Source organism: Ancylobacter novellus DSM 506, from assembly GCF_000092925.1.
GTDB lineage: Bacteria > Pseudomonadota > Alphaproteobacteria > Rhizobiales > Xanthobacteraceae > Ancylobacter > Ancylobacter novellus.
The window spans coordinates 4723292-4748926 of record NC_014217.1; the positions used below are offsets into that span (position 1 = coordinate 4723292).

General features: G+C 68.7%; 21 protein-coding genes, 1 other RNA gene and 1 riboswitch. Of the genes, 12 read left to right on the forward strand and 10 right to left on the reverse strand.

Annotated elements, in window-relative coordinates:
• The first annotated feature begins 5 nt into the window (after window positions 1–5).
• The 5 genes from SNOV_RS22215 to SNOV_RS22235 all read left to right on the forward strand — a co-directional run bounded on the left by SNOV_RS22215 (window position 6) and on the right by SNOV_RS22235 (window position 7666).
• Window positions 6–2255 (forward strand): heavy metal translocating P-type ATPase, encoded by a 2250-nt coding sequence (locus tag SNOV_RS22215; RefSeq protein ID WP_013169225.1) that lies wholly within the window; start codon window positions 6–8, stop codon window positions 2253–2255.
• Entirely contained in the window at window positions 2252–2416 is a 165-nt protein-coding gene (gene ccoS, locus SNOV_RS22220; protein ID WP_013169226.1) for a cbb3-type cytochrome oxidase assembly protein CcoS, read from the forward strand. Before SNOV_RS22215 ends, ccoS begins: the two co-directional genes overlap by 4 nt.
• Window positions 2413–3555, forward strand: a complete 1143-nt coding sequence (locus tag SNOV_RS22225; RefSeq protein ID WP_013169227.1) for a hypothetical protein — start codon at window positions 2413–2415, stop codon at window positions 3553–3555. The genes ccoS and SNOV_RS22225 overlap by 4 nt, the downstream gene beginning before the upstream one ends.
• Window positions 3556–3644: 89 nt before the next feature.
• Complete coding sequence (locus tag SNOV_RS22230; RefSeq protein WP_013169228.1) at window positions 3645–7061, forward strand: acyl-[ACP]--phospholipid O-acyltransferase; 3417 nt, start codon at window positions 3645–3647, stop codon at window positions 7059–7061.
• Window positions 7058–7666, forward strand: a complete 609-nt coding sequence (locus tag SNOV_RS22235; protein ID WP_013169229.1) for a TetR/AcrR family transcriptional regulator — start codon at window positions 7058–7060, stop codon at window positions 7664–7666. The genes SNOV_RS22230 and SNOV_RS22235 overlap by 4 nt, the downstream gene beginning before the upstream one ends.
• Before the next feature lie 224 nt (window positions 7667–7890).
• On the opposite strand, the gene SNOV_RS22240 is transcribed toward SNOV_RS22235, so the two are convergent.
• The 3 genes from SNOV_RS22240 to ffs all read right to left on the reverse strand — a co-directional run bounded on the left by SNOV_RS22240 (window position 7891) and on the right by ffs (window position 10570).
• Entirely contained in the window at window positions 7891–8211 is a 321-nt protein-coding gene (locus SNOV_RS22240) for a YbaB/EbfC family nucleoid-associated protein (RefSeq protein WP_013169230.1), read from the reverse strand.
• 15 nt (window positions 8212–8226) lie between these two features.
• Entirely contained in the window at window positions 8227–10203 is a 1977-nt protein-coding gene (locus SNOV_RS22245; RefSeq protein WP_013169231.1) for a DNA polymerase III subunit gamma/tau, read from the reverse strand.
• Window positions 10204–10472: 269 nt separating this feature from the next.
• An RNA gene (gene ffs / locus SNOV_RS23215) (signal recognition particle sRNA small type) lies at window positions 10473–10570 on the reverse strand.
• Between the two features lie 102 nt (window positions 10571–10672).
• Between ffs and SNOV_RS22250 the strand changes: the two genes are divergently transcribed.
• On the forward strand, window positions 10673–11746 hold the full coding sequence (locus SNOV_RS22250) for a class I SAM-dependent methyltransferase (protein ID WP_013169232.1): 1074 nt from the start codon (window positions 10673–10675) through the stop codon (window positions 11744–11746).
• Window positions 11747–12013: 267 nt separating this feature from the next.
• Here SNOV_RS22250 and SNOV_RS23680 read toward each other — a convergent pair whose 3' ends face one another.
• The 5 genes from SNOV_RS23680 to SNOV_RS22270 form a co-directional block, all read right to left on the reverse strand.
• On the reverse strand, window positions 12014–12679 hold the full coding sequence (locus SNOV_RS23680) for a hypothetical protein (protein WP_144296040.1): 666 nt from the start codon (window positions 12677–12679) through the stop codon (window positions 12014–12016).
• Between the two features lie 115 nt (window positions 12680–12794).
• Entirely contained in the window at window positions 12795–13280 is a 486-nt protein-coding gene (locus SNOV_RS22255; RefSeq protein WP_013169233.1) for a cupin domain-containing protein, read from the reverse strand.
• A 78-nt stretch (window positions 13281–13358) separates the two neighbouring features.
• On the reverse strand, window positions 13359–14513 hold the full coding sequence (gene ampC, locus SNOV_RS22260) for a class C beta-lactamase (protein ID WP_013169234.1): 1155 nt from the start codon (window positions 14511–14513) through the stop codon (window positions 13359–13361).
• 14 nt (window positions 14514–14527) lie between these two features.
• On the reverse strand, window positions 14528–15499 hold the full coding sequence (gene pip / locus SNOV_RS22265) for a prolyl aminopeptidase (protein ID WP_013169235.1): 972 nt from the start codon (window positions 15497–15499) through the stop codon (window positions 14528–14530).
• A 75-nt stretch (window positions 15500–15574) separates the two neighbouring features.
• On the reverse strand, window positions 15575–16780 hold the full coding sequence (locus SNOV_RS22270) for an MFS transporter (RefSeq protein ID WP_013169236.1): 1206 nt from the start codon (window positions 16778–16780) through the stop codon (window positions 15575–15577).
• Window positions 16781–17056: 276 nt separating this feature from the next.
• On the opposite strand from SNOV_RS22270, the gene SNOV_RS22275 reads away from it, so the two are divergent.
• Together SNOV_RS22275 and nudC are read left to right on the forward strand one after the other, a co-directional pair.
• On the forward strand, window positions 17057–17479 hold the full coding sequence (locus SNOV_RS22275) for an HIT domain-containing protein (protein WP_013169237.1): 423 nt from the start codon (window positions 17057–17059) through the stop codon (window positions 17477–17479).
• Window positions 17479–18453 carry an NAD(+) diphosphatase gene (nudC, locus tag SNOV_RS22280; RefSeq protein WP_013169238.1) on the forward strand — a complete coding sequence of 325 codons (975 nt, stop codon included), beginning with the start codon at window positions 17479–17481 and terminating at the stop codon, window positions 18451–18453. Before SNOV_RS22275 ends, nudC begins: the two co-directional genes overlap by 1 nt.
• 3 nt (window positions 18454–18456) lie before the next feature.
• Here nudC and SNOV_RS22285 read toward each other — a convergent pair whose 3' ends face one another.
• A complete protein-coding gene (locus SNOV_RS22285) occupies window positions 18457–19575 on the reverse strand; it encodes a 2'-deoxycytidine 5'-triphosphate deaminase (RefSeq protein ID WP_013169239.1) in 1119 nt (372 codons plus the stop codon).
• A 77-nt stretch (window positions 19576–19652) separates the two neighbouring features.
• Window positions 19653–19732: riboswitch (SAM riboswitch) on the forward strand.
• A 46-nt stretch (window positions 19733–19778) separates the two neighbouring features.
• Between SNOV_RS22285 and SNOV_RS22290 the strand changes: the two genes are divergently transcribed.
• The 4 genes from SNOV_RS22290 to argE all read left to right on the forward strand — a co-directional run bounded on the left by SNOV_RS22290 (window position 19779) and on the right by argE (window position 24428).
• Entirely contained in the window at window positions 19779–20984 is a 1206-nt protein-coding gene (locus tag SNOV_RS22290; protein ID WP_013169240.1) for an O-succinylhomoserine sulfhydrylase, read from the forward strand.
• Window positions 20985–21201: 217 nt separating this feature from the next.
• Window positions 21202–21594 (forward strand): Co2+/Mg2+ efflux protein ApaG, encoded by a 393-nt coding sequence (apaG, locus tag SNOV_RS22295; RefSeq protein ID WP_013169241.1) that lies wholly within the window; start codon window positions 21202–21204, stop codon window positions 21592–21594.
• A 117-nt stretch (window positions 21595–21711) separates the two neighbouring features.
• Entirely contained in the window at window positions 21712–23163 is a 1452-nt protein-coding gene (locus tag SNOV_RS22300) for a TrkH family potassium uptake protein (RefSeq protein ID WP_013169242.1), read from the forward strand.
• 101 nt (window positions 23164–23264) lie between these two features.
• Window positions 23265–24428: an acetylornithine deacetylase gene (gene argE, locus SNOV_RS22305; RefSeq protein ID WP_013169243.1), complete on the forward strand. Its 1164-nt coding sequence runs from the start codon at window positions 23265–23267 to the stop codon at window positions 24426–24428.
• 155 nt (window positions 24429–24583) lie between these two features.
• Here argE and SNOV_RS22310 read toward each other — a convergent pair whose 3' ends face one another.
• Window positions 24584–25618 (reverse strand): Hsp33 family molecular chaperone, encoded by a 1035-nt coding sequence (locus SNOV_RS22310; RefSeq protein WP_013169244.1) that lies wholly within the window; start codon window positions 25616–25618, stop codon window positions 24584–24586.
• Window positions 25619–25635: the final 17 nt, after the last annotated feature.

Sequence of the window (25635 nt, forward strand, 5' to 3'; positions counted from 1 at the left end):
TGGCGATGGACGCTCAGGTCGCCGGTTTTCCCGCCATGCCGGCCGTCCCGGCGGAGGAGCCTGCCCAGGACTATTCGCTGTTCCTGCGCCGCGACCCGGCCGGGCAGGCGGAGATGGCCTTCGCCATCGAGGGCATCGACTGCGCTGCCTGCATCGACGAGATCGAGGACGCCGCCGAGACCGCGTCGGGCGTCGTCCGCGCGCGCCTCAACTACACCACCCATCGCCTCACCGTCGGCTGGGACGCGAAGGCCGTGCCGCAGCCCGCCGCCGTGATGGCGGCGCTGGGAAAGGCCGGCTACCGCGCCTATCCCTTCGAGGCCGACCGGCTGGAGGCGATCGAGCACGCCACCTCGCGGCATTTGCTGCGGTGCCTCGCGGTCGCCGGCTTCGCCATGATGAACATCATGCTGCTGTCGGTATCGGTGTGGTCGGGCAACGTGACCGACATCACGCCGGAGACGCGCGACCTGTTCCACTGGCTCTCGGCGGTGATCGCACTGCCGGCGGCGGCCTATGCCGGCCAGCCGTTCTTCCAGAGCGCCCTGCGGGCCTTGAGGGCACGTTCGCTCAACATGGACGTGCCGATCACGCTCGGCGTCACGCTGGCGCTCGGCGTCTCCGTGTTTGAGACGCTGAACCACGCCGAGCACGCCTATTTCGACTCGGCGGTGATGCTGCTGTTCTTCCTGCTCACCGGCCGCTATCTCGACCACGCCATGCGCCGCAAGACGCGGGCGGAGGCCGGCAATCTCACGGCGCTCAAGGCCACCACCGCCAACCGCATCGAGGCCGACGGCACGCTCGTCACCGTGCCCGCCGCGGCGGTGAAGCCCGGCGACGAGGTGATGCTGCGCGCCGGCGAGCGTGCGCCGGTGGACGGCATCGTGCTTACCGGCACAGCCGCCGTCGACGAGAGCCTCGTCACCGGCGAGACGCTGCCGCGCAAGGTCGAGCCCGGCGAGGCGGTGCATGCCGGCAGCCTGATCCATGACGGCACGCTGCGGCTGCGCACCACCGCGGTGGGCGAGGACACCTTCCTCGACGAGATCGAGCGGCTGCTCGACAAGGCCTCGACCGCGCGCGGGCGCTATGTCCGCCTCGCCGACCGGGCCGCGCGGCTTTACGCGCCGGTGGTGCACGCGACGGCGCTGCTGTCGCTCCTCGGCTGGCTGCTTATGGGCGCCTCCATCCATCAGGCGGTGCTGATCGCCGTGGCGGTGCTCATCATCACCTGCCCCTGCGCCTTGGCGCTCGCCGTGCCGGCAGTGCAGGTGGTGGCGGCCGGCACGCTGATGCGGAACGGCATATTGCTGAACTCCGGCGACGCCTTCGAGCGGCTGGCCGAGGTCGACACTGTCGCCTTCGACAAGACGGGAACGCTGACCCTGCCCGAGCCGCGGCTTGCCGTGACCCGCGACGTGCCGCCGGGCCTGATGAACGCGGCTGCGCGCCTCGCCCTGGCCAGCACCCATCCGCTGGCGCGGGCCATCGCCGCCGCGCATCCCGGCGCGATCCCGGTCGAGGGCGCGCGCGAGATCAGCGGCGCGGGGGTGGAGGCGGAGATCGACGGCCTGCCGGCGCGGCTCGGCAGCCCGGCCTTCTGCGATTGCGAGGGGCTGGCGGCGCAGCGTGCGGAGCAGGAGCCCGACGCCTCGCTGGTCGCGGTCAGGCTCGGCCACCAGAGCGCGGTGCTGGAGGTGCGGCAGGCGCTGCGGACCGATGCGGTCGCCGTCGTCGAACAATTGCAGCGGGAGGGTCGGCACGTCGCGCTGCTCTCGGGCGACCGTACCGCGGCGGTGGCGCCGGTGGCGCGGACGCTCGGCATCGCCGACTGGTGGGCAGAGCTGCGCCCGGCCGGCAAAATCGCCGTGCTGGAGAGTTTCGAGGCGCGCGGACGCGTGCTGATGGTCGGCGACGGGCTCAACGACGCGCCCTCGCTCGCGGCCGCCCATGTCTCGCTCTCGCCGATAACCGCCGCCGACGTGACGCGGGCGCAGGCGGACGCGGTGTTCCTCGGCGACAAGCTCGCTCCGGTCGCGACCGCGCTGCATGTCGCCGCCAAGGCGCGTCAGCTGATGCAACAGAACCTGACCATCGCCGTGGTCTACAATCTCATCGCCGTGCCGCTCGCCATCGGCGGCTTCGTGACGCCGCTCATTGCCGCGCTGGCCATGTCCGGCTCCTCGGTGATCGTCACGCTGAACGCGCTGCGCGCCCGGAACGGCGCGCCGGCTGCGAAGGAGGTCGCATGACCGTGCTGCTCTATCTGGTGCCGGCGGCGCTGAGCCTCGGCCTGCTCGGCCTCGCGGCCTTCCTGTGGTCGCTGCGCGCCGGGCAATATGACGACATGGACGGCGCCGCCGTGCGCGTGCTCCAGGATGACGATCTGGCCGATCCGCGGGGCCGTCGATGAGCGCCAGCAACTATTATGACGAGGCCACCGCCCGCGCCGGCCGGCTCGGCTGCGCCTGCCCGGAGGACGGACCGCGCGAATTGCGCCGGCCGCTCGGCACGGTGCGTCTTGCCGGCGGCTTCGCGCTGGTGGTGCTGGCGCAGGCGCTGACGCTGGGCGCGCTGCCGCTGGCTGGGGCCATGCTGGCGCCGCGCCCGGAACTGGGGACCCTGCCGCTCGCCGCCTTCCTCGCCGGGGCGGCGCTGGCCAGCCTGCCGGCCAGCTTCCTGCTCGACGCCTTCGGCCGCCGCGCCGGCTTCGCGCTGGGGGCGAGCCTCGGCGTCGCCGGCGGGCTCATCGCCGCTTACGGCCTCATGCTCGCCGCCTTCCCGCTGCTGATCATCGGCGCCGCCTGGCTGGGCGCCGCGCAGGGCTTCGGCATGTTCTACCGCCACGCCGCCGCCTTCGGCGCGGGAGCGGGCGGGCAGGGCGCGGCGGTGGCGCGGCTTCTCGGCGCCGGCGTGCTCGCCGGCCTCGCCGGGCCGCTGCTCGCCGGTGCGGCGGAGGCGGCGTTCTCGCCCTTCACCTTCGCCGGCACGCTGATCCTCGCCGCCATCGCCCAGCTCGGCGCGCTCGCCTTCGCGGTGACCCTGCCGGAGGCGCGCTTCTCCCATGCGGGGCTCACCGTCGAGGCGATGCGGGAAACGGGGCCGGCGACGGCTCTCACTTGGAAAGCGGTTGCCGTGCCGACCGTGCTGGCGGCGCTGGCCTGGGGTGCGATGACCGCCGCCATGGCCGGCGCGCCGCTGTCACTCGCCGGCTGCAGTGTGGGCGTGCCGCTGATCTCCGGCGTCGTCGCCTGGCACGTTGTGGCGATGTATGCCCCGGCGCTGGCCGGCGGCGCGCTGGCAAGCCGCTTCGGCGCTGGCCCGCTGGCGCTCGTCGCCGCTGCGGTATGCGTCGCGGCTGCGGCGACGACCGCGCACGCGGCCGATGCGGCGACCATCACCGTGGCTTTCCTCGCCGTCGGCGCCGGCTGGTCGCTGGCGACGCTGGCCGCGACGCTGATGCTGCACGCCAGGGGCACCCCCTCGCGCCTCCAGCTCGCCGCCCATGACGGCGTGCTGCTGGTCGCGGCGCTGCTCGGCACCTTCCTCTGAGATTTGACCTGTCGGAACCTGATTGACGCCTGCCGGGTTTTATGTAAGTGATCGTTCACTGACATAAATCGAGTCGGGAGGATGGGGGCATGTTCACGCGGCTCATGACGGCACGGCGGTTCGCCCCGCTGTTCTGGTGCCAATTCTTCGCGGCCTTCAACGACAACTTCGTGAAGAACGCGATGGCGCTGCTGATCCTGTACGGCATCGCCCATGAGAATGGCGCCGAGCTGGTGACGCTCGCCGGTGCCGTGTTCATCCTGCCCTTCTTCCTGTTCTCCAGCCTCGGCGGGCAGTTCGCCGACCGCTACGACAAGTCGCTGATCGCCCGGCGGGTGAAGTTCGCCGAGATCTGGATCGTGCTGATCGCCAGCGCCGGCTTCGTGATGCAATCCGTGCCCACGCTGTTCTTCGGCCTGTTCATGATGGGCACGCTGAGCGCGCTGTTCGGGCCGGTGAAATACGGCATCCTGCCCGACCACCTCGCCAAGGAGGAGCTGGTCGCCGGCAATGCGCTGATCGAGACCGCGACCTTTGCCGCCATCCTCGCCGGCACGGTGGGCGGGGCGATCGCCATCACCCATACCGGCGACTGGTCGGTGGCCTTTTTCACCTTCGCCTTCGCCGTCGTCGCCTGGCTGTGCGCGCGCGCCATTCCCCGCACGCTGCCCGGCGCGCCGGACCTGAAGATCGACGCCAATATCTGGCGCAGCACCATGCAACTGCTCGGCGAGATCAAGGCGCGCCCGCCGATCTGGCGCGCGGCGCTGATCGTCTCCTGGTTCTGGCTGGTCGGCGCGGTGGTGCTGGCGCTGCTGCCCACTTTGGTGAAGGAGAATATCGGCGGCACCGAGGGCGTTGTGACGCTGTTCCTGCTGCTCTTCACCGTCGGTGTCGCCATCGGCTCGACGCTGGCGGCGCGGCTCTCGGAAGGGCGCATCATGCTGGCGCTGGTGCCGGCGGCGGGCTTGTTGATGGGCGTTTTCGCGCTCTATCTCGCCGTGCTGATGAGCGCGCAGGCGCCGGTCGCCACGCCGGTCGGCTGGCACGAGCTGCTGTTCTCCTATACGGGCCTCCACGCCGCTATCGGCCTGATCGGCCTCGCGGCGGCGGGCGGCGCCTTCGTGGTGCCGACTTTCGCCTATCTGCAGGCCGAGGCCGGCGAGGACCGGCGCGCCCGCGTCGTCGCCGGCAACAACGTGCTCAACGCCGCCTTCATGGTGGCGGGCGCCGTGGTCATCGCCGCCCTGCAATTCGCGGGGCTCACCGCGCCGGCGCTGATGGCGGTGATCGGCGTCGCCTGCCTCATCGTCGCGGTGCTGGCCGGGCGCGCCTTCCAGGGGCAGGTGTTGCGCGACCTGATCAAGGTCGTGTTCCGCGCGCTGTTCCGCGTCGAGGTCACCGGCGCCGAATATCTGAAGGAGGCCGGCCCCGGCTCGGTCATCGCCATCAACCATGTCAGCTTCCTCGACGCCCCGCTGATTATGGCGCTGCTCGACAACGACCCGGTCTTTGCGGTCGATTCCGCCATCGCCGAGCGCTGGTGGGTGAAGCCGTTCCTGAAGCTGGTGCGCGCCTTCCCGCTCGATCCCACGCGGCCGCTGGCGACGCGCGACCTAATCCGGCTGGTGCAGCAGGGCGAGCAGCTGGTGATCTTCCCCGAGGGGCGCATCACCGTCACCGGTTCGATCATGAAGATCTATGACGGATCGGCGCTCATCGCCGACAAATCCGATGCCCAGGTGGTGCCGGTGCGCATCGAGGGGCTGGAGCAGACCTATTTCTCCCGCCTGACCCCGGACCAGACGCGCAAGCGCCTGTTCCCCAAGGTGCGGGTGACCATCCTGCCGCCGCGCAAGCTCAAGGTCGATCCCGAGCTGTTCGGCCGCAAGCGGCGGCGCGCGGCCGGCGCGGCGCTCTACGACGTGATGAGCGATCTCGTCTTCGAGACCAGCCATACCCGCATCACCGTCTACCAGGCGGTGGAGGAGGCGGCGGTTCGCCTCGGCAAGGGCCGTGTGGTGGTCGAGGACCCGCTCGGCACCATCCTGACCTACCGCAAGCTGCTGCTGGGCGCGAAGATCCTCGGCGGCAAGCTGGCTAAGGAAACTGCGCCCGGCGAGAAGGTCGGCGTGCTGCTGCCCAACGCCGCCGGCATCGCCGTGGTGCTGATGGGCCTCTCCCGCCACGGCCGCGTGCCGGTGATGCTCAACTACACCGCCGGCGCGGCCAACCTCGTCGCCGCCTGCAAGGCCGCGGAGGTGAAGACCATCGTCGCCGCCCGTGCCTTCGTCGAGAAGGCGCGGCTGGAGGACGAGATCGCGGAGCTGGAAAAACACGTCCGCGTGTTGATGACCGAGGATATCCGCGCCAGCGTCACCACCATGGACAAGGTCGCGGCCATGCTGCCGGGCGCCGCGCCCAAGCCCGCGAGCCCGGACGACCCGGCCTTCATCCTGTTCACCTCCGGCTCGGAAGGATCGCCGAAGGGCGTGGTGCTTTCCCACCGCAACATCCTGACCAATGTGGCGCAGGTGGCGGCGCGCATCGACTTCTCGCCGGCGGACATCATGTTCAACGTGCTGCCCGTCTTTCATTCCTTCGGGCTCACCGGCGGGCTGGTTCTGCCCATGGTGTCCGGCCTGAAGACCTATCTCTATCCCTCGCCGCTGCACTACCGGATCATCCCGGAGCTGGTCTACGCGACGAACGCCACCGCCATCGTCGGCACCGACACCTTCCTCATGGGCTATGCCCGCACCGCCAACCCCTACGACTTCCGTTCGCTGCGCTTCGTGGTGGCCGGCGCCGAGCCGGTGAAGGCGGAGACGCGGCGGGTGTGGATGGAGAAGTTCGGCCACCGCATCCTCGAAGGCTATGGCGTGACCGAATGCTCGCCGGTGCTGGCGGTGAACACGCCGATGTTCAACCGCGCGGGCACGGTGGGCCGCATGTTGCCGGGCATCCACCACCGACTGGAGCCGGTCACCGGCATCGACGAGGGCGGAAGGCTTCAGGTGCGCGGGCCGAACGTGATGCTCGGCTATCTGCGCGCGGAGAAGCCGGGCGTGGTCGAGCCGCCGGAGATGGGCTGGTACGACACCGGCGACATCGTCGCCCTCGACGAGGACGGTTTCGTCGCCATACGCGGCCGGGTGAAGCGCTTCGCGAAGATAGCCGGCGAAATGATCTCCTTGGCCGCCATCGACTCCTTGGTCTCGGCGCTGCGGCCGGATGCCGAGCACGTCGCCGTGGCGGTGCCGGACGCCCGGCGCGGCGAGCGCATCATCCTGCTCACGACGGCGGCCGACCTCACCCGCGCGGCATTGCAGGCGCATGGCCGCGAGCTCGGCGTGACCGAACTGATGATCCCGGCCGAGATATTGCCGATGGAGGAGCTGCCGCTGCTCGGTTCCGGCAAGGTCGACTTCACCAAGGCAAGGGTGATTGCGCTCGAGGCCGTCGCCGCGCGCGGTGTGGCCGCACCGGCCGGGGACGGCGCATGAACGCCCCGGCGCGGGTCCCCCCGCGCGCCCGCCGCGGGCGCGACGGGACGGACACGCGCGCGCGCATAGAGGCGGTGGCGCTGGAGCTGTTCGCGCAGAAGGGGGTGGCCGGCACCTCCGTGCGCGACATCGCGCAGGGGGTGGGGGTGAGCGAGGGCGCGCTCTACCGGCACTTTCCCTCCAAGGAGGAGCTGGCGCGCGAACTCTTCCTCTCGCGTTACGCGACGCTGGCCGGTGAGATCTGCGCGGTGGACGCGCGGGAGAAAGATCTGCGCGCCAAGATTTCCGCAGTGGTCGGCCTCGCCTGCCGGCTGTTCGACACCGAGCCGGCGCTGTTCGCCTACCTCCTCATCCACCAGCACGAACATCTGGCTTCCGTGCCGGACGGACCGGAAGGAAATGTGGTGGAGGCCGTGGCGCGGCTGCTGCGCGGCGCGGGGCTTAGTCCTGAGCGCGCAACGCTCACCGCCGCCATGGCGCTCGGCTGCGTGGTGCAGCCGGCGGTGTTCGCGCTCTATGGCCGGATCAAGGGCCCGCTGGCGGCGCAGGCCGAGGCTATCTCGGCGGCGGTGATAGGGATCGTCGAGGGGGCGCGCCACCCCTGAGCGACGTCATGCCCGGCCTTGGGCCGGGCATCCACGACTTGGGACCGGGTGCCTGCGGAAAGACGTGGATAGCCGGGTCAAGCCCGGCCATGACGGTGCCTTGCTTGAAACATCGTCATCCGGACGGTCAAAGGCCGATCCGGGATCGTGAGCAGGATGGAGAGCGATCCCGGCTCTCGCTACGCTCGGCCGGGATAACGACTGCAGTGACGGGGCGCTCGCCCTCAGAACAGCTTCAGCCCCGGCGGTATCGGCAGGCCGGCGGTGAGGGCCTGGGTCTTCTCCTGCACCACACGCTCGCCCTTGCTGAAGGCTTCCTTGTGGGCGGCGACGATGAGGTCTTCGAGGATCTCCGCCTCGTCGGGATTGAGCAGGCTCGGGTCGATGCTGATGCCGCGCATCGCGCCCTTGGCGGAGAGGGTCACCTTGACCAGATCGCCGCCGGCCGCGCCCTCGACCTCAGTGGCCTCGAGATCGGCGTGCAACTGCTCCATGCGCGCCTGCATCTCCTTCATCTTGGACATCATGCCGAGAAGGTCTTTCATGCGGGGCTCCTCACCTCAGAACTCGATTTCATCGTCGGGGCCGGGCTCGTCGCGCGCAGCCATGGCTTCGTAATCGTCCGGCGAAGGCGCGGGCGGCGCGTCGTCGGGAACCTGCGTGCGCACATCGACGATGGACGCGCCGGGGAAGCGGGCGAGCGCCGCCGCCACCAGCGGGTCGGCGCGCACGCCGGTCATCATCGCGTCGCGGGCGGACTTCGCCTGCTCGGCCAGCGTCGGCTCGCCTTCTTCGCGCGACAGCGCGACCAGCCAGCGCTTTCCGGTCCATTCGGAAAGCTTGCCCTGCAGTTCCTGCACGAGGTTCGGCGAGCCGCCGGCGGCGAGCGCCAGCTCCAGCTTGCCATCCTCGAAGGCGACGAGACGAACATTGTTTTCCAACGCGAATTTCATCCGCAGGTCGCGCTTCTGCGACGCCAGCGCCACCAGTTCCTCGAAGGTGGCGATGGCGATGCCCGGTGCCGGCTGCGGGGCGGCGGCGGGCGAGGGAGCGGCGCTCGGCGTTCCGCGCGCGGCCACGGAAAGATGGCTCGCCGCGCTCGGCGCCTGCGAAGGGGCCGGGGCGGGAGAGAAGGCGCGGGGGGCGGTCGCCAGCATCGCCGAGCCGCCGCCGGAGGGAGCGGCTCCGCCTCCGCCGCCGCCGCCACCGCTGTTACCCACGGGGCGACCCGCCGGCTCGCTCGCCCCCTCGCGCAGGCGGCGCAGCGCCTCGTCCGGGGTCGGCAGGTCGCTGGCATAGGCGAGGCGCACCAGCACCATCTCCGCCGCCTGCATGGGCTTGGCCGCCTGCTGCACCTCGGAAAGGCCCTTGGTGAGCATCTGCCACGCTCGCGCCAGCACGCGCATGGACAGCGCCTTGGCGAAATCGCGCCCACGCACCCGCTCGGCCTCGACGAGGGCCGGATCGTCCGCGGTCTCGGGGATGATCTTCAGCTTGGTGACGAGATGGGTGAATTCGGCGAGATCGGCGATCACCACCGCCGGGTCGGCGCCGGAATCGTACTGCTCGCGCAGCTCGGTCAGCGCCTGCGCGACGTCGCCCTTCATCAGCGCCTCGAACAGGTCGATGACCCGCCCGCGATCCGCCAGCCCCAGCAGCGCGCGCACCTGCTCGCCATGCACGGTGTTGCCGGAGGATTGGCCGCCCGCATGGGCGATGGCCTGGTCGAGCAGCGACAGCGCGTCGCGCACCGAGCCTTCCGCCGCGCGCGCGACGAGGCTCAGCGCCTCCGTGTCGATGCCGACCCCTTCGGCGTCGCAGATGGCGCGCAGGTGCCGCGCCAGCGTGCCGGCCTCGACGCGGCGCAGGTCGAAGCGCTGCGTGCGCGAGAGCACCGTCACCGGCACCTTGCGGATTTCGGTGGTGGCGAAGATGAACTTCACATGCTCGGGCGGCTCCTCCAGCGTCTTCAGCAGGCCGTTGAAGGCCGCCGTGGAGAGCATGTGCACTTCGTCGATGATGAACACCTTGTAGCGCGCCAGCACCGGCTTGTAGCGCGCCGCCTCGATGATCTCTCTGATGTCGCCGATGCCGGTGTTGGAGGCGGCGTCCATCTCCTGCACGTCGACGTGCCGGCTCTCGATGATGTCGCGGCAGTGGCGGCCGAGCGCGGGCATGTCGAGCGTCGGCGCCGACGGAACGGTATTTGCGCCCGCGGGGCCGTCGGCCGGTTCGTAATTGAGCGCGCGGGCGAGGATGCGGGCGGTGGTGGTCTTTCCCACCCCGCGCACGCCGGTGAGGATATAGGCCTGCGCGATACGCCCGGAGGTGAAGGCGTTGGAGAGCGTTCGGACCATCGCCTCCTGGCCGATCAGGTCGGCGAAGGTCTGCGGCCGGTATTTGCGCGCGAGCACGCGATAGGGCGCGGCGGCCGCGCCGGAGGCTGGGGCCGGCGCAAGCCCGAGGTCGAAGCCGAACCCGGCGCCCTCGTCGGGCGCGTGGGTGAGGTCGGGCGTGTCGGGGCGGTCGGCGCTCATGGTCCCCTTCATAGCATCGACCGGCGACGATGAGGCAACGCCCCGGTGCCGCAGCCGGGGAAAATCCGGGGGATGGGGTTACGGGTGTCGCGGCTTAACCCCCGCGCACCGTCATGCCCGGACTTGATCCACGACTTGGGGCCGGGTGCCGACGGAAAGACGTGGATGGCCGGATCAAGCCCGGCCATGACGGTGCTTTGGTTGAGGGCATACATCGCGCGCGCCCAATTGGGGAGCGGAGCGCCTCATCGGCCGGTATGTCTGAATGAGGTGGGAGGCTGGACAGAGACCCGATCCGGGCTCGTTGGGGCTGCTTCCTTCCGGACCTGACCCGGTTGGCGAGTGGCTCGTCCACCGCCAACCTCCCGCCGCCTATATCGGTCAGATGGGCCGGGGATGCAAGGGGGAGCGCATGCCTTCGCGGCGCGCCCGGTTGCGGGCATAATGCGCGGGGCGGGGGGCGCATCGAATGGAACAGGCAAGGGTAGGCTGGCAGCCGGCGCCGATGGAGACGGGCGGCTGCTACAACCGCCATTCCCAGCATCAGGCCGCCGGCGGCGCCCATGGCCTGCCGATGATCGGGCAGGCCTTCGCCGCCATGGCGCTGTCCGGCCCCGTGGTGCTCGCCGATTACGGCTGCGCGCAGGGTGGTAACTCGCTCCGGCCGATCGCCGCGGCGCTCGGCTGCGCGCGCGAGGCGGTGGGGCCGGAGCCGGCGATCAGCGTGGTGCATGTCGACCAGCCGGCCAATGATTTCGCCGCGCTGTTCACGCTGCTGCGCGACCATGAGGAGAGCTATCTGCGCGCCGACCCCAACGTCTTCGCCTCGGCGGTCGGCCGCTCCTTCTTCGGGCCGGTGCTGCCGGCGGAAACGGTCGATTTCGGCTGGTGCTCCTTCGCCGCCCATTGGCTGAGCGCGGCGCCGGTGGCCCGCGCCGGCCATGTCTGGCCGCATCTCACCGCGCCGGCGATCCATGCGCGCTTCGCGGCGCAGGCGGCGGCGGACTGGCGCAGCTTCCTCGCCGCCCGCGCCCGCGAGCTCAAGGCCGGCGGCGGTCTCGTCGTGGTGCAGCCGGGCCTCGGCGAGGGCGTGGCCAGCACCTTCCCGGTGCTGATGGGCTGGACGCAGGAGGTGCTCGCCGCGATGGAGGAGGACGGCATGCTGAGGCCGGCCGAGCGCGCCCGCATGACCATCCTCGTGCATGAGCGCCGGGCCGACGAGGTGCGCGCGCCCTTCGCGGACGGCGCCTTTGCCGGGCTGGAGCTGGTGGCGGAGGAGGCGCAGCCCATGCCGGACCCGTTCTGGCCGGCTTTCGTGGCCGATGGCGACGCCGAGGCGCTGGCCGGCCGGCATCTCGGCTTCTTCCGCGCGCCGTTCCTGCCCTCGCTGCTCGCCGCGCTCGACCCGGCGCGCGACGCCGGCTTCCGCGCGGCGTTCACCGCGAGCCTGGAGAGCGAGCTGCGCCAACGCATGCTCGCCGCGCCGCAGCCGCTCTTGGAGCCGATGACCATCCATGCGGCGCTGATGCGGAAGGTGGGGTAAGGGGGGTCAGCGCCGTTCTCTCTGAGCCTGAACGTGTTTTACACCGTGTTGCTCAGCTAGCGCATGGATATCTTCTGGGATCGCGGATTCAGTAAGTAAGATTGTTTCTATTTTCGGATTTTCCCATATGCCCATGGCGGATATAACTGCTCTGTATTTTATACACTGAAATACTCCTCTCCTTAGATCGATCTTATTAGAAATATGTGACTTGACTTCAACAATAATAATTCTATCATTTATATCATACAGTACGTCGATTCTGTCTCAAGAATATAGATTAAACTCCGTTTTGCTTATTGCTCCATAAAAAGAATTATGCACTTCATGTGGATTGTTCATGGCCCAAATGCGCAGGGATTTGTGATGTTCACTCTCGCCGCCGGGTTCATATTTATAAGTTCCAGAACCATAATCATTTTCGGCGCCCGAACCGTTTTGGTGAGCGTAGTCGTTAATTACAGTTGTAGTAATATTTTCTCCGAAAACGTCATTGTATAATATGTGCCATTGGTCTTTTGTATATTCATAAACCTGTTTCTTAGATCGTTCGACGTACGAACTCCATATTTCAGGATTTCTGCTTTTAAAATCTCTATCTTCTAGTTCTGGCACAAGGAAGCGTGCGGCCATGAATGGTCCGGCGCCTCGGCTTGGTTGATTGTCTGTGCCATTTACGACCAGAACATTGATTAGAGGGGCGTCGGGTCGTTTTTCGAGAATTCTATTCATTAATTCTCCGACAACAAATCCAATTCTAGTAGTAAATATGGTTGAAAAATCAACTTCAATTTCGAGTTTTTTCTTTATACGTTGATAGGTTATGACATCTTGATCCAAAGCTGTTTTTATCAGCCATATAAATATAGGCTTTAAGCCAAATTCTAAAAGGTTTTTATTCGTAGCTGAGTGCTCGGACCAGGATTGCATCATGTATTAATTCCATTGTGATAATACGAAGATATATTTCCAGTTGTGCTTCACGCGATTGCTGTTAGGTAAATTTAGACAGTGTACAGCCAAATGGGGCGCGCCAGTCTGGAACTACTCACTCCCCACCCTTCTCCCGATCATAATACCCCACCGTCACCTCGGCGCGAAACATCTTCCGCAGGCCGCCGCCGGCCTCGCCGGTGACGACCGACAGCTTGCCGGAATCCGGGTATTCGCAGACCTCGACCTCGGCGAGGGTCGACAGGCTGAGGTAGCGCAACTCGCCTATGCCGGTATTGATGATCTGGTGCGCCACCTCGCGTCCGCCGGGCGGGCAGGCGATGACGTCGTGCTTGCGGATGGGATAGCGCGCCTCCCCGAAGCGCAGCTCGCCCTCGCCTTCGAGGATGAGGAACATCTCCTCCTCGACATGATGGTTGTGGAAAGGGCACTGCACCTTGCCCGGCAGCACCACGGTGAGGTTGTAGCCGAGCTTCCGCGCGCCGATATGCGGGCTGAGGCTGGCGCGGCGTGAGGTGTAGAGGCCGTTGTCCTCGATGTCGTCGAAGACGGCCTCGTCGAGATTCATGAAGGGCTTCATGCGGCGCGTCCTTGAGGTGGCGGTGGCGCGAGCTTAATGCCGCGCGCCGCCGCGGCAACCGCGCCGCCGCCCGCGACCTCAGCGCCCGGCGAGCGCCTCGATCAGCCCGTAGGCCGCCTTCGCCCGCTCGCCGTTGGGGTAGCCGCGATTGGCGAGGATGACGAGGCCGGTGCGCTGCGCCGGCAGCATCACCGCGTAGGCGCCGAAGCCCGCGGTCGAGCCGGTCTTGTTGATGAACACCGCCTGTTGCGGCGGCAGCGGGGGCGCGAGGCGGGTGATAGGCTGGGGCTTCGTCGCCATGTCCATCGAATTGCCGGCGATCAGCCGGTCGAGCCCAACCGGCCACGGGTACTGCTCCCACACCATGTCCTGCACATAGCGCGCGGTCTCGAAATAGCCGGTGCGGGTGAGGGCCAGCGCGCGGGAGAGCTCGGCCGGAACCTCGACCGTGCCGAGATGCGCGTCGAGGAAGCGCAGCATGTCGCGGGCGCAGGACTTCACCCCATAGGCCTCGGCGTCGAGCAGGCCGGGGGTGACGCGCACCGGCTTGTTCGCGCGGTTGTAGCCCTGCGCGTAGCGCGCGCGGGCGGCGGCAGGCACGTCGATGAAAGTGCCCTTGAGCCCGAGCATCGGGAACAGCGTGCCCTGGGCGGCCTCGGTATAGCTGGTGCCGAGCGCGCTCGCGGTGACGCGGCCGAGCATGCCGATGCTGATGTTGGAATAGGCGCGGCGCGTCTGCGGCGGCGCGGCCGGCTTCCAGGCGGCGAGCCAGTCCATCAGCGCGGCGTCGGTCTTCACCCCGTCCGGCACCTGCAAGGGCATGCCGCCGGTGGCGTGGGTGGCGAGATTGATCGGTGTGAGGGCGCCGAAGGCGGTGCCCTTGAAGCGCGGCAGCACCTCGGCGAGCGGCTTGTCCAACGCGAGGCGCCCGCGCTCCGAGGCGAGCGCGGCCAGCGCGACGTTGAAGGTCTTCGACACCGAGCCGAGCTCGAACAGCGTGTCGGCATCGACCGGCTTGCCGCCCTTGCGGGCGGTGAGGCCGGCGGCGAAGAAGTCGTGCCGGCCCTCGCGGGAGAGGCCGACGACGAGGCCGGGAATGTCGTGGGCCTTCATCAGCGGCGGGAAAATATCGGCGGCGCGGCGCTGGAAGTCGTCGTCCGCCGCTCGCGCCAGCGAGGAGAGTGGCAGGGCGGCGCCGAGCGCCAGCAGCGCGCGGCGGGAGAGGTCGGTCATTCTCGCCTCCTGGATCAGCCGGCGAAGCGGTCGGTCGCGCGGATCAGCCGGTCGAGGATGCCGGGCTCGTTATAGGCGTGGCCGGCGCCCTCGATCAGGTGGAACTCGGCATCGGGCCAGGCCTTGTGCAGCTCCCAGGCGTAGCGCGCCGGGCAGGGCATGTCGTAGCGCCCATGCACGATGGCGCCGGGGATGCCCTTGAGCCTGTGCGCGTCGCGGATAAGCTGGCGGTCATCGAGCCAGGCGTCATGGAAGAAATAGTGGTTCTCGATGCGGGCAAAGGCGAGCGCGTAATACCCGTCGGCGAAGGCGGCCGAGAGCTCGGGGCTGGGCAGCAAGGTGATGGTCTCACCCTCCCAGGTCGACCATGCGCGGGCGGCGGCGAGTTTGGCGGCCTCGTCGTCACCGGTCAGCAGCGCGCGATAGGCGAGCACCGGATCGGCCCGCTCTTCCGCCGTCTTCAGGGGCGCGAGGAAGCGCTCCCATTTGTCGGGGAACATCTCGGAGACGCCGAAGCGGTAGTACCAGTCTAGCTCGGCTTTGGTGACGGTGTAGACCCCGCGCAGGATCAGCTCGGAGACGCGCTCGGGATGAGTCTCGGCATAGGCGAGTGCCAGCGTCGAGCCCCAGGAGCCGCCGAACACCTGCCATTTCGCGTGGCCGAATTTCTCGCGCAGCCGCTCGATGTCGGCGACGAGGTGCCAGGTGGTGTTGGCCTCCAGGCTGGCATAGGGCGTCGAGCGGCCGCAGCCGCGCTGATCGAACAAAGTGACGTCGTAGCGGGCGGGATCGAAGAGCTGGCGGTGCGTGGGCGAGAAGCCGCCGCCGGGGCCGCCATGTAGGAAGACGACCGGCTTGCCGCCTTTCTTGCCGGAACGCTCGTAATAGATCGAATGCCCGTCGCCGACCTCGAGCATGCCGCTCGCATAGGGTTCGATCGGCGGGTAGAGCGTGCGTAGCGCGGGGATCGGGGCGGTATCGGGCATGGCGGGAGCCTTCGGGAGGAGAATCGCTCCCGCCAGTCTAGAAAGCCGCGCGGCGTAATTGCGACAGGCGGTGCCTCACGACACCCGCGCGCCGCGCAGGCTCGGCAGGAACCAGGCGAGCAGGCCGAAGGCCGGCAGGTAGGCGCAGACATGGTAGACCGCGTCGATGCCGTGGCTGTCGGCGAACACGCCCAGCGCCGCCGCCGCCAGCCCGCCGAGGCCGAACACCAGCCCGTAGAAGAAGCCGCCGATGAGCCCGATGCGGTGCGGCATCAATTCGATGGCGTAGACCAGGATGGCGGCGAAGGCGCTCGACATGATCAGGTTGATGATCACGGTGAGGATGCCGGTCCACACCAGCCCGACATGCGGCAGCAGCAGCGAGAAGGGCAGGGCGCCGAGGATCGAGAACCAGATGATCTTGTTGCGGCCGATGCGGTCGCCGAGCATGCCGCCGAACACCACGCCGGCCGCCGCCGAGACGAGGAACAGGAACAGCATCATCTGCGAGGTCTGCACCGACAGGTCGAATTTCTCGATCAGGTAAAAGGTGTAGAAGGAGGTGAAGCTCGCCGTGTAGGCGGTCTTGGAGAGCAGCAGCAGGATCAGGATCGTCAGCGGGAAGGCGACGCGCCAGCCGGTCGGCGCATCGGGGCGGGGCGCCTCATGCGCGTGCGCCTTGTGCGCGGCGGGGACGGCGAGGGCGCGGTGCGAGGCGGTCCAGGCGATCAGCGGCATCGCCATCAGCGCGGCGACCGAGAACCAGGCGAGGCTCGACTGGCCGTTCGGCACGATGATGAAGGCGGCGAGCAGCGGGCCGATGGCCCCGCCCGTCTGGCCGCCGACCTGGAACAGGCCCTGCGCGAAGCCGTGCCGCCCGCCGGAGGCCTTGCGCGCCATGCGCGTCGCCTCGGGGTGGAAGATCGAGGAACCGATGCCGACGCAGGCCGCCGCCACCAGGAGCAGCGGGTAGCTGCCGGCATAGGCGAGGCCGATCAGGCCGACGAGGGTGAAGCCCATGCCCGCCACCATGGAATAGGGCAGCGGGTGGCGGTCGGTGTAGAGGCCGACCAGCGGCTGCAGCAGCGAGGCGGAGATCTGGAAGGTCAGGGTGATGATGCCGATCTGGCCGAAATCGAGCGCGTAGGCATCCTTGATGATCGGATAGACCGCCGGGATCAGCGACTGGATCATGTCGTTGAGGAAATGCGTCACGCTGAGCGCGACCAGCACGGGCATGGCGGCGCGACGGACGGCGTCGGCCGGAACGTTCACGGACATGGGATTTTCTTCAGGCTCGATCTGCACGCTAGCGGCCAGGCCGCGCGCCTTCCTTCAGTAGGCCAAAGGGCGGTCGCGGGCAATTTGATTGGCGGCGGATTCGGGAAAAGGCGGTGGTTTGCGGGGAGCCTGGTGAGCCCCGGCTCGCCGGCGTCGCCGCTTCGCCATGGCGCGGGGCGGGCGGGGCGGCTATAGGTGGGCGACCCGCATCACGGCCGGCCCGCGAGGCTCCCTAGCAGCTTCCGGCACGGCCCTCACAGCACGGCGATCCGGCAGATGAGCGACGATCCCCCTTTCCAGCTCGACGCGCAGCTGGAGGCCGACAGCTTCCCGGTGCTCGACCTGCCGCTCTCCACCTTGAGGCTGGTAGATGACGCGCGCTTCCCCTGGCTGATCCTGGTGCCTCGCCGGCCCGGCCTCGCCGATCTGGTCGACCTCGAAGGCGAGGCGCGCCTCGCGCTCACCGGGGAGATCGACCGCGTGGGGCGGGCGCTGAAGGAGCTGACCGGGTGCGACAAGCTCAACGTCGCCGCGCTCGGCAACATGGTGCGCCAGCTCCACGTCCACGTCATTGCCCGCTTCACCACCGACGCGGCCTGGCCGAAGCCGGTCTGGGGTGTGGGCGAGCGCCAGGGCTATGCGGCGCCGCAGGCGATGCTGCTGGTGGCGCGGCTGCGCAGCGCATTGGGCGAGGCGTGATGGCGACGGGGACGGTGACCGACCTTCTGGGGCCGTGGCCGCATCTCGGCTACACCGGCGCGCGGCTCGACCGCGCCAGCGAGCGGCGTGGACAGAGCGAGGCTTTCCTCGCCGATCCGAGGGCGCGCGCCTGCCTCATCGCCGGCGAGAGCATCGTACTCAAGCGCCGCCCGGGGATCGAAGAGGGTCATGGTGCCTTCGAGGCGCTGTTCGCTCTGGAGGAGGCCGCCGCGCTCGGCGGGCGTCCCAATGAGGCCTGCCTGCTCGGCCTCGACGAGGGCGTGCCGCATTTCGTGCTGCCGCTGCACGCCGCCGCTCTCGCCATGCTGACCGAGCGGGCGGACCTCTTCGTCATCGACCTGCGCTCGATCGCGGTGCAGGGACTGGTGGGCACGGAGGAGATCGGCGAGCTCGCCACCGCCAAGGCGATGCTCGCCTGGCACGCGCGGCGCACCTTCTGTTCCAATTGCGGGGAGAAGCTCATTGTCGCCGAGGCCGGCTGGCGGCGCGAATGCCCCAATTGCGGCGCGCAGCATTTCCCGCGCACCGACCCTGTGGTGATCATGCTCACCGTCGACGGCGATGAATGCCTGCTCGGCCGCTCGCCGCGCTTCGCCCCAAGCATGTGGTCGTGCCTCGCCGGCTTCGTCGAGCCGGGAGAGACCTTCGAGCAGGCGGTGCGGCGCGAGACGCTGGAGGAGGCGGGCATCCGCACCGGCGAGGTGCGTTACCTCGCTTCCCAGCCCTGGCCGTTCCCGATGTCGGTGATGATCGGCACGCACGCGCAGGCGACCTCGCGCGAGATCACCATCGACCAGAACGAGCTGGAGGGCGCGCGCTGGTTCCACCGCGACGAAGCGGCGCTTCTGCTCACCCGCACCCATCCCGAGGGCCTGACCGCCCCGCCGCAGATGGCGATCGCGCATCACCTGATAAGGGCGTTCGTCGAGGGCAGAGACCCGCCGCGGGGGTGACGCTTACTCCCGCGTCCACGGCCTGAAGTGCTTGGACAGCTTCAGCCCCTGCGCCTGGTAGTTCGAGCCCAGCCCCTCGCCATAGAGCGTGCGCGGCAGTTCCTGCATGCGCTCATAGACGAGGCGGCCGACGATCTGGCCGTCTTCGAGGATGAACGGCACCTCGCGCGAGCGTACCTCCAGCACCGCGCGGGCGCCGGAGCCGCCGGCGGCGGAATGGCCGAAGCCGGGGTCGAAGAAGCCCGCATAGTGCACGCGGAACTCGCCGACCAGCGGGTCGAACGGCACCATTTCCGCCGCATGGCTCGGCGGCACGTGGACGGCTTCCTTGGAGGCGAGGATGTAGAAGGCGTCGGGGTCGAGCACCAGCTCGCGCCGGCCGCGTGTGTAGAGCGGCTCCCAATAATCCTCGACCTCGCAGGCCGCGCGCTTGTCGACATCGATCAGGCCGGTGTGGCGCTTGGCGCGGAAGCCGAGCAGGCCGCCGAAGCCTTCGCCCGACAGATCGACGCTGACCGCGATGCCGGCGCCGGCGACGTCCGGGCGGGGGGTGTCGACCAGCTTCTCGGCGGCGTCGAGGGCGCGCAATTCATTCTCCTCCAACCGGGCGTCGCCGCGGCGGAAGCGGATCTGCGACAGGCGCGAGCCCTGCCTCACGAGGATCGGGAAGGTGCGCGGGCTGATCTCGAGATAGAGCTTGCCCTCATAGCCGAGCGGCACGATGTCGAAGGCGCGCGAGCGGTCGGCGATGACGCGGGTGAACACGTCGAGCCGGCCGGTGGAGCTCTTCGGGTTGGTCGAGGCGGCGATGTCGGAAGGCAGCGCCAGCGCCTCCTCCAGCTCGACGAGGTAGACGCAGCCGGTCTCCAGCACCTCTCCGGAAGTGAGGTCGAGCTCGTGCAGCGAAAGCCGCTTCAGCCGCTCGGCCACGGTCTCTGACGGGCCGGGCAGGAAGCTGGCGCGGATGCGCCACGCGGTCGGGCCCAGGCGCAAATCGAGGCTCGCCGGCTGCACCTGGTCGGCATCGAAGGGACGGGCTATGCGGATGGAGCCGCGGTCGGCCAGAGCCTGGATGGCATGGCCGGGCAGAATGCCCTCGCCTTTCAGACCTGAATCCGCCAACGCCGTTTCTCCGATACGGTTGTTCCGTTCGGTTTAACGGACGCGCCCCTTGACGCCAAGCCGGGCGCGGGAGTAATCCCGCCCTACGTGGTCCTTTGAGCCGGCCGGCTTGCCGCCACGCTAAACAAGGTTGCTAAAAGGTCGGGGCCGCGCAGCGTCTGCGCGTGGGCGTCCCCGGCTATCGCGAGAGACCGGAGCGCCAGATGACCGCCGAACCCAAGCTCACCCCCGCCGAGATCGCCCAGCTGCGGCCGGACACGCGCCTCGTGCATGGCGGCATATTGCGCTCGCCCTTCGGCGAGACCTCCGAGGCGCTGTTCCTGACGCAGGGCTATGTCTACGAGACCGCCGAGCAGGCGGAGGCGCGCTTCAAGGGCGAGGATGCCGGCTTCATCTATACGCGCTACTCCAACCCGACGGCGGCGATGTTCGAGGGCCGGCTGGCGCTGCTGGAAGGCGCCGAGGTCTGCCGCTCCACGGCGTCGGGCATGGCGGCGGTCACCGCGGCGCTGTTGTGCCAGCTCAAGGCCGGCGACCATGTGGTGGCGGCGCGCGCACTGTTCGGTTCCTGCCGCTACGTGGTGGAGGAGCTGCTGCCGCGCTTCGGCGTCACCTCGACGCTGGTCGACGGCACCGACATCGCTGCGTGGAAGGCGGCGGTGCGGCCGGAAACCAAGGTGTTCTTCCTGGAGAGCCCGACCAACCCGACGCTGGAATTGATCGACATCGCCGCGGTGGCGCAGGTCTCGAAGGTGGCGGGCGCCTGCCTCATCGTCGACAACGTCTTCGCCACGCCCATGCTGCAGAGCCCGCTCCAGCTCGGCGCCGACGTGGTGGTCTATTCGGCGACCAAGCACATTGACGGGCAGGGGCGCTGCCTCGCCGGCGCGGTGCTGTGCTCCGAAAAATTCCTCACGGACCACCTGCAGACCTTCCTGCGCCAGACCGGCCCGTCGGTATCGCCGTTCAACGCCTGGGTGATGCTGAAGGGTCTGGAGACGCTGCCGCTGCGCGTCGAGCGTTCGCAGGCGAGCGCGGCGACGCTGGCCGACCGCATTGCCGACCTGCCGGGCATCACCAAGGTGATCTATCCCTACCGCGCCGACCACCCGCAGCACGAACTGGCCAAGCGCCAGATGCGCGGCGGTGGCACGCTGGTGACCTTCGAGGTCGAGGGCGGCAAGGCCGGCGCCTTCCGCTTCCTCAACGGATTGAAGGTGGCGCGCATCTCCAACAATCTCGGCGACGCCAAGAGCCTCATCACGCATCCGGCGACGACGACGCACCAGCGCTTCACCCCCGAGGCGCGGGCGCAGATGGGCATCTCCGACGGCATGGTGCGGCTCTCGGTCGGGCTCGAGCATGTCGACGACCTGACCGACGACGTCGCCCGCGCGCTGAGGGGGTGAGGGTCAGGTCCCAAACTTTTTCCCTCATCGCGGGCTTGACCCGCGGACCCAGAGGGCTTGGCGCTCCCGGTCACTGGGTGCCCGGGTCAAGCCCGGGCATGAGGGGAGCCGGCGGGGATACCAACGCTCTCGTGAATCGTCCCCGCCTTGCCCTTCACCGGCAAAAGCCTTTCACTAGCGTGCCTTGGGCGAAGCGGGGAGCACAGGGAGGCGGCGGATGTACCGCGCGACGACGAGGGGCGTGCAGGTGACGGTGACGCCGCGCTTCGCGCCGGAGCGCTCCGATCCGGATCGAGCCCAGTTCTTCTGGGCCTACACGGTCGAGATCGTCAATCTCGGCCCGGAGACGGTGCAGCTCAAATCCCGCCACTGGCTGATCACCGATGCGCTCGGCCGGGTGCAGGAGGTGCGCGGTGCCGGCGTCGTCGGCGAGCAGCCTGTGCTGCCACCGGGGGCGCATTTCGAATATACCAGCGGCGTGCCGCTGCCGACCTCCACCGGAATCATGGAAGGCAGCTACAACCTCATTACCGAGAGCGGCGAGATCTTCGACGCCGAGGTGCCCGCCTTCTCGCTCGACATGCCCGGCGAGCTGCGCACGCTGAACTGAGGCACGCCCCGCTGGCTTCCGGCGCCCCGGCGAAGCAGCTATGGTGGCGCGTGCCTCCCGATCCCCGCGCCGCAAGGCCTTCCGCGAGCGTCCCGTGCCGAACGGTTCCGTGATCCCGTGATCGATTTCCGCCCGATCGCCGCCATCCTCGGCGTTCTGCTCGCCATCCTCGGCACGACGATGATGATCCCCGCGCTGGTGGACCTCATCGCCGGCGAGCCGGACTTCGTCGTCTATGCGGCCGCCGGCGTGATCACCGCCTTCGTCGGCCTGTCGCTATGGCTGGCGGGGCGCTCCAGCGAGGTGGAGAAGCTGGACCTGCGGCAGGCCTTCGTGCTCACCACGGCGAGCTGGCTGCTGCTCTCGGCCTTCGCTGCCATCCCCTTCATGTGGGCGCAGACCGATCTCTCCTTCACCGACGCCTATTTCGAGGCGATGTCGGGGCTGACCACCACCGGCGCCACGGTGGTCACCGATCTCGACAACCGCCCGCCTGGCGTCCTCATCTGGCGCGCCTTTCTGCACTGGTATGGCGGCATCGGCATCATCGTCATGGCGATGGCGCTGCTGCCGATGATGCAGATCGGCGGCATGCAGCTGTTCCGGGCGGAATCCTCCGACAAGTCGGAGAAGATGCTGCCGCGCGCGGCGCAGATGGCCAAGAGCATCCTCGGCACCTACCTGCTGCTCTCCTTCGCCTGCGCGGTGACCTACGCCTTTCTCGGCATGAGCGTGTTCGATGCCATCGCCCACGCCATGTCGACCATCTCCACCGGCGGCTTCTCCACCCACGACGCCTCGATCGGCTACTTCAAGAGCTCGGCCATCGACTATGCGGCGATCTTCTTCATGCTCTCCGGCTCGTTGCCCTTCGTGCTCTATCTGCGCGTGCTCGCGGGCGACTTCAGCCGGCTGTTCGCCAATACCGAGGTGCGGCTGTTCCTCTCGCTCGTCATGCTCTTCACGCTCATTTCGACCGTCGAGCAGGTGCGCGGGGGCATAGCGGTCGGGGAGACGGCGCTCCGACAGGCGCTGTTCAACGTGGTGTCGATCATGTCCACCACGGGCTTCGTCGCGGTGGACTTCACCCATTGGGGGCCGCCGACCGACGCGCTCTACTTCATCCTGTTGTTCCTCGGCGCCTGCACCGGCTCGACCGCCGGCGGCATGAAGAGCTTCCGCATCGCCATCCTCGGCTCGGCGCTGGGCCAGCACCTCAAGCGCATCATCTATCCGAGCGGCGTGTTCCCAGTGCTCTATGGCGGCAAGCCGATCAGTGACGAGGTGGTGGCCTCGGTGCTCTCCTTCGCCTTCCTCTACCTCGCCGCCTTCATGGTCATCGGCATGGCGATCAATGCGGTCGGCTACGACATGATCAGCGCCTTCTCGCTGTCCATCACCGCCATCGCCAATGTCGGGCCGGGGCTGGGGCCGGTGGTGGGGCCGGCGCAGAACTTCTCGGCCCTGCCGGAGCATGTGATCTGGATGCTCTCCTTCGGCATGGTGGTCGGGCGCCTGGAGCTGTTCACCGTGCTGGTGCTGTTCCTGCCGAGCTTCTGGCGGCGCTGACCGTTCGATCCACGGAAATTCGCCGGAGCGGCAGCGCGCCCCGTTGGGCGGTGCAGCATTCCCCTCTATGCTGCCACCTCAAGCAAAAACGGGGACCTTCCATGCTGGCCGGACGGACGACGACCGAGGAACTTCTCGCCCATCTGGTCGCGTTCGACACGACGAGCCGGAACTCGAATCTCGACCTCATCGCCTTCGTGCGCGACTACCTCTCCGCTCACGGCGTCGACAGCGTGACCGTGCCGAACGAGGAGGGCGACAAGGCGAGCCTGTTCGCCACCATCGGGCCTTCGGGCATGGGCGGCGTGTGCCTCTCCGGCCATTCCGACGTGGTGCCGGTCGACGGCCAGCCCTGGACCACCGACCCGTTCACGCTGACGCCGAAGGAAGACCGGCTCTATGGGCGCGGCTCCTGCGACATGAAGGGCTTCCTCGCCACCTGCCTCGGCATGCTGCCGGAGATGACGGCGGCCAAGCTTAAGACGCCGATCCACCTGCTGATCTCCTATGATGAGGAGGTCGGCTGTACCGGCGTGGTGCCGGCGGTGCGCAAGCTGGGCGTCGATCTCCCCTTGCCGCGCGCGTGCATCGTCGGCGAGCCGACTTCGATGCGGGTGGTCGATGCGCACAAGTCCGGCGTCGCCTATGTGACGACGGTGACCGGCCGCGAGGCGCATTCCTCCATGCCGCAGCTGGGGGCCAACGCCATCTTCGCCGCCGCCGAGCTGGTCGGCGAGCTCGACCGCTATCGCGCGGAGCTGATCGCCGCCGGCGATCCGTCCGGCCGGTTCGATCCGCCCAACACCACGCTACAGGTGACGGTGATCGAGGGCGGCACGGCGGGCAACATCGTGCCGCGCCGCTGCGCCCTACGCTGGAACCTGCGCGGCCTGCCGGGCTTCGACGAGAACGCGCTGCTCGACCGCTTCGAGCGGTTCGGCCGCGAGGTGGTGCTGCCGAAGCTGCGCGCCACCGCGCCGGAGGCCGAGATCACCACCGATTTCATCTACAAGGTGCCGCCGCTGGCGCCTGAGACCGGCTCGGAGGCGGAGACGCTGGCACTGCGCCTCGCCGGGCAGAACCGCACCTATACGGTCGCCTACGGCACCGAGGGCGGGCATTTCCAGGCGCAGGGCGTCCCCACCATCATCTGCGGCCCCGGTTCGATCGATCAGGCGCACAAGCCGGACGAGTTCATCGAGGTGGCACAGCTGCGGGCCTGCGAGCGGTTCCTGAAGGGGCTGATCGGGGAGTGCGTGGGATAGGGCCGGCTGGACGGAAATCGAAAGAGCGCCGTCATGCCCGGACTTGATCCGGGCATCCATGCCTTGGGACCGCGTGCAAGCGGAAAGACGTGGATGGCCGGGACAAGCCCGGCCATGACGTTGTGCGGGTGGTCGGACGGCGGGAGAGCCGGACTTCACTGCACCGGGGAATCCGGCTCCTCCGGCCCCACGACCTCCTCGGCCTTGAAGCCGTAGGAGCGGCCGCAGAACTCGCAGGTCACGGTGACCTTGCCGTCCTCGACCAGGCTCTCGCGCTCCTCGCGCGAGAAGCCGGCCAGCACGTTCATCACCCGCTCGCGCGAGCAGGAGCATTTGGCGACCACGCCCTCGGTCTCGAACACGCGCACGCCGCGCTCGTGGAACAGGCGGAACAGCAGCCGCTCGCTCGACAAGTCAGCGTCGACCAGCTCGACATCCTCCAGCGTGCCGACCAGCGACTGCACCTCGACCCAGGCGTCGTCCTCGACAACCTCCGGAATCTCCGTGCCCTCCGGCGCGTCGCCGGGGTGCAGGTCGGCGGGGCGAATGCGCCCGCCCTCCGTCGGCAGGAACTGCACCATCAGCCCGCCGGCGCGCCAGGACGAGGCCGCGCCGCCCGGGCGCACCTCCTCGGCGACCGCGAGGCGCACCCGCGTCGGGATCTGCTCGGACTGGGCGAAATACTGGTGCGCCGCGGCTTCCAGCCCGCCGCCCTCCAGGGCGACGACGCCCTGGTAGCGGTTGACCGAGAGCCCCTGGTCGATGGTCATGGCGAGATGGCCATGGCCGAGCAGGGCGCCGCTGTCGAAAGCGGTGCCGGCGGCCTCGATGGCGGCGACCTTCTCCGCGTCGAAGCGGGCATAGGCGCGCACGTCCTGCGGCGCGGTGAAATCCACCACGAGCAGGTCGACCGGCCCGTCGGTACGGGTCTGCAGGATGAAGCGCCCGGCGATCTTGAGCGTCGAGCCCAGGAGCACGGTGAGCGCCACCGCCTCGCCGAGCAGGCGCTTGACCGGCGCGGGATAATTGTGATGCGCCAGCACCGCGTCGAGGCTGGTGCCGAGGCGCACGACGCGTCCGCGCACGTCGAGCCCGTCGACGTGGAAGGGGGTGACGCGGTCGTCCACCGCCTCGGCGGCAGGCGAGCGGCTTTCGGGCGAACGGCTATGGGATTGCGTGTGTGATGTCATGTCGGCTCCGTCCGCGC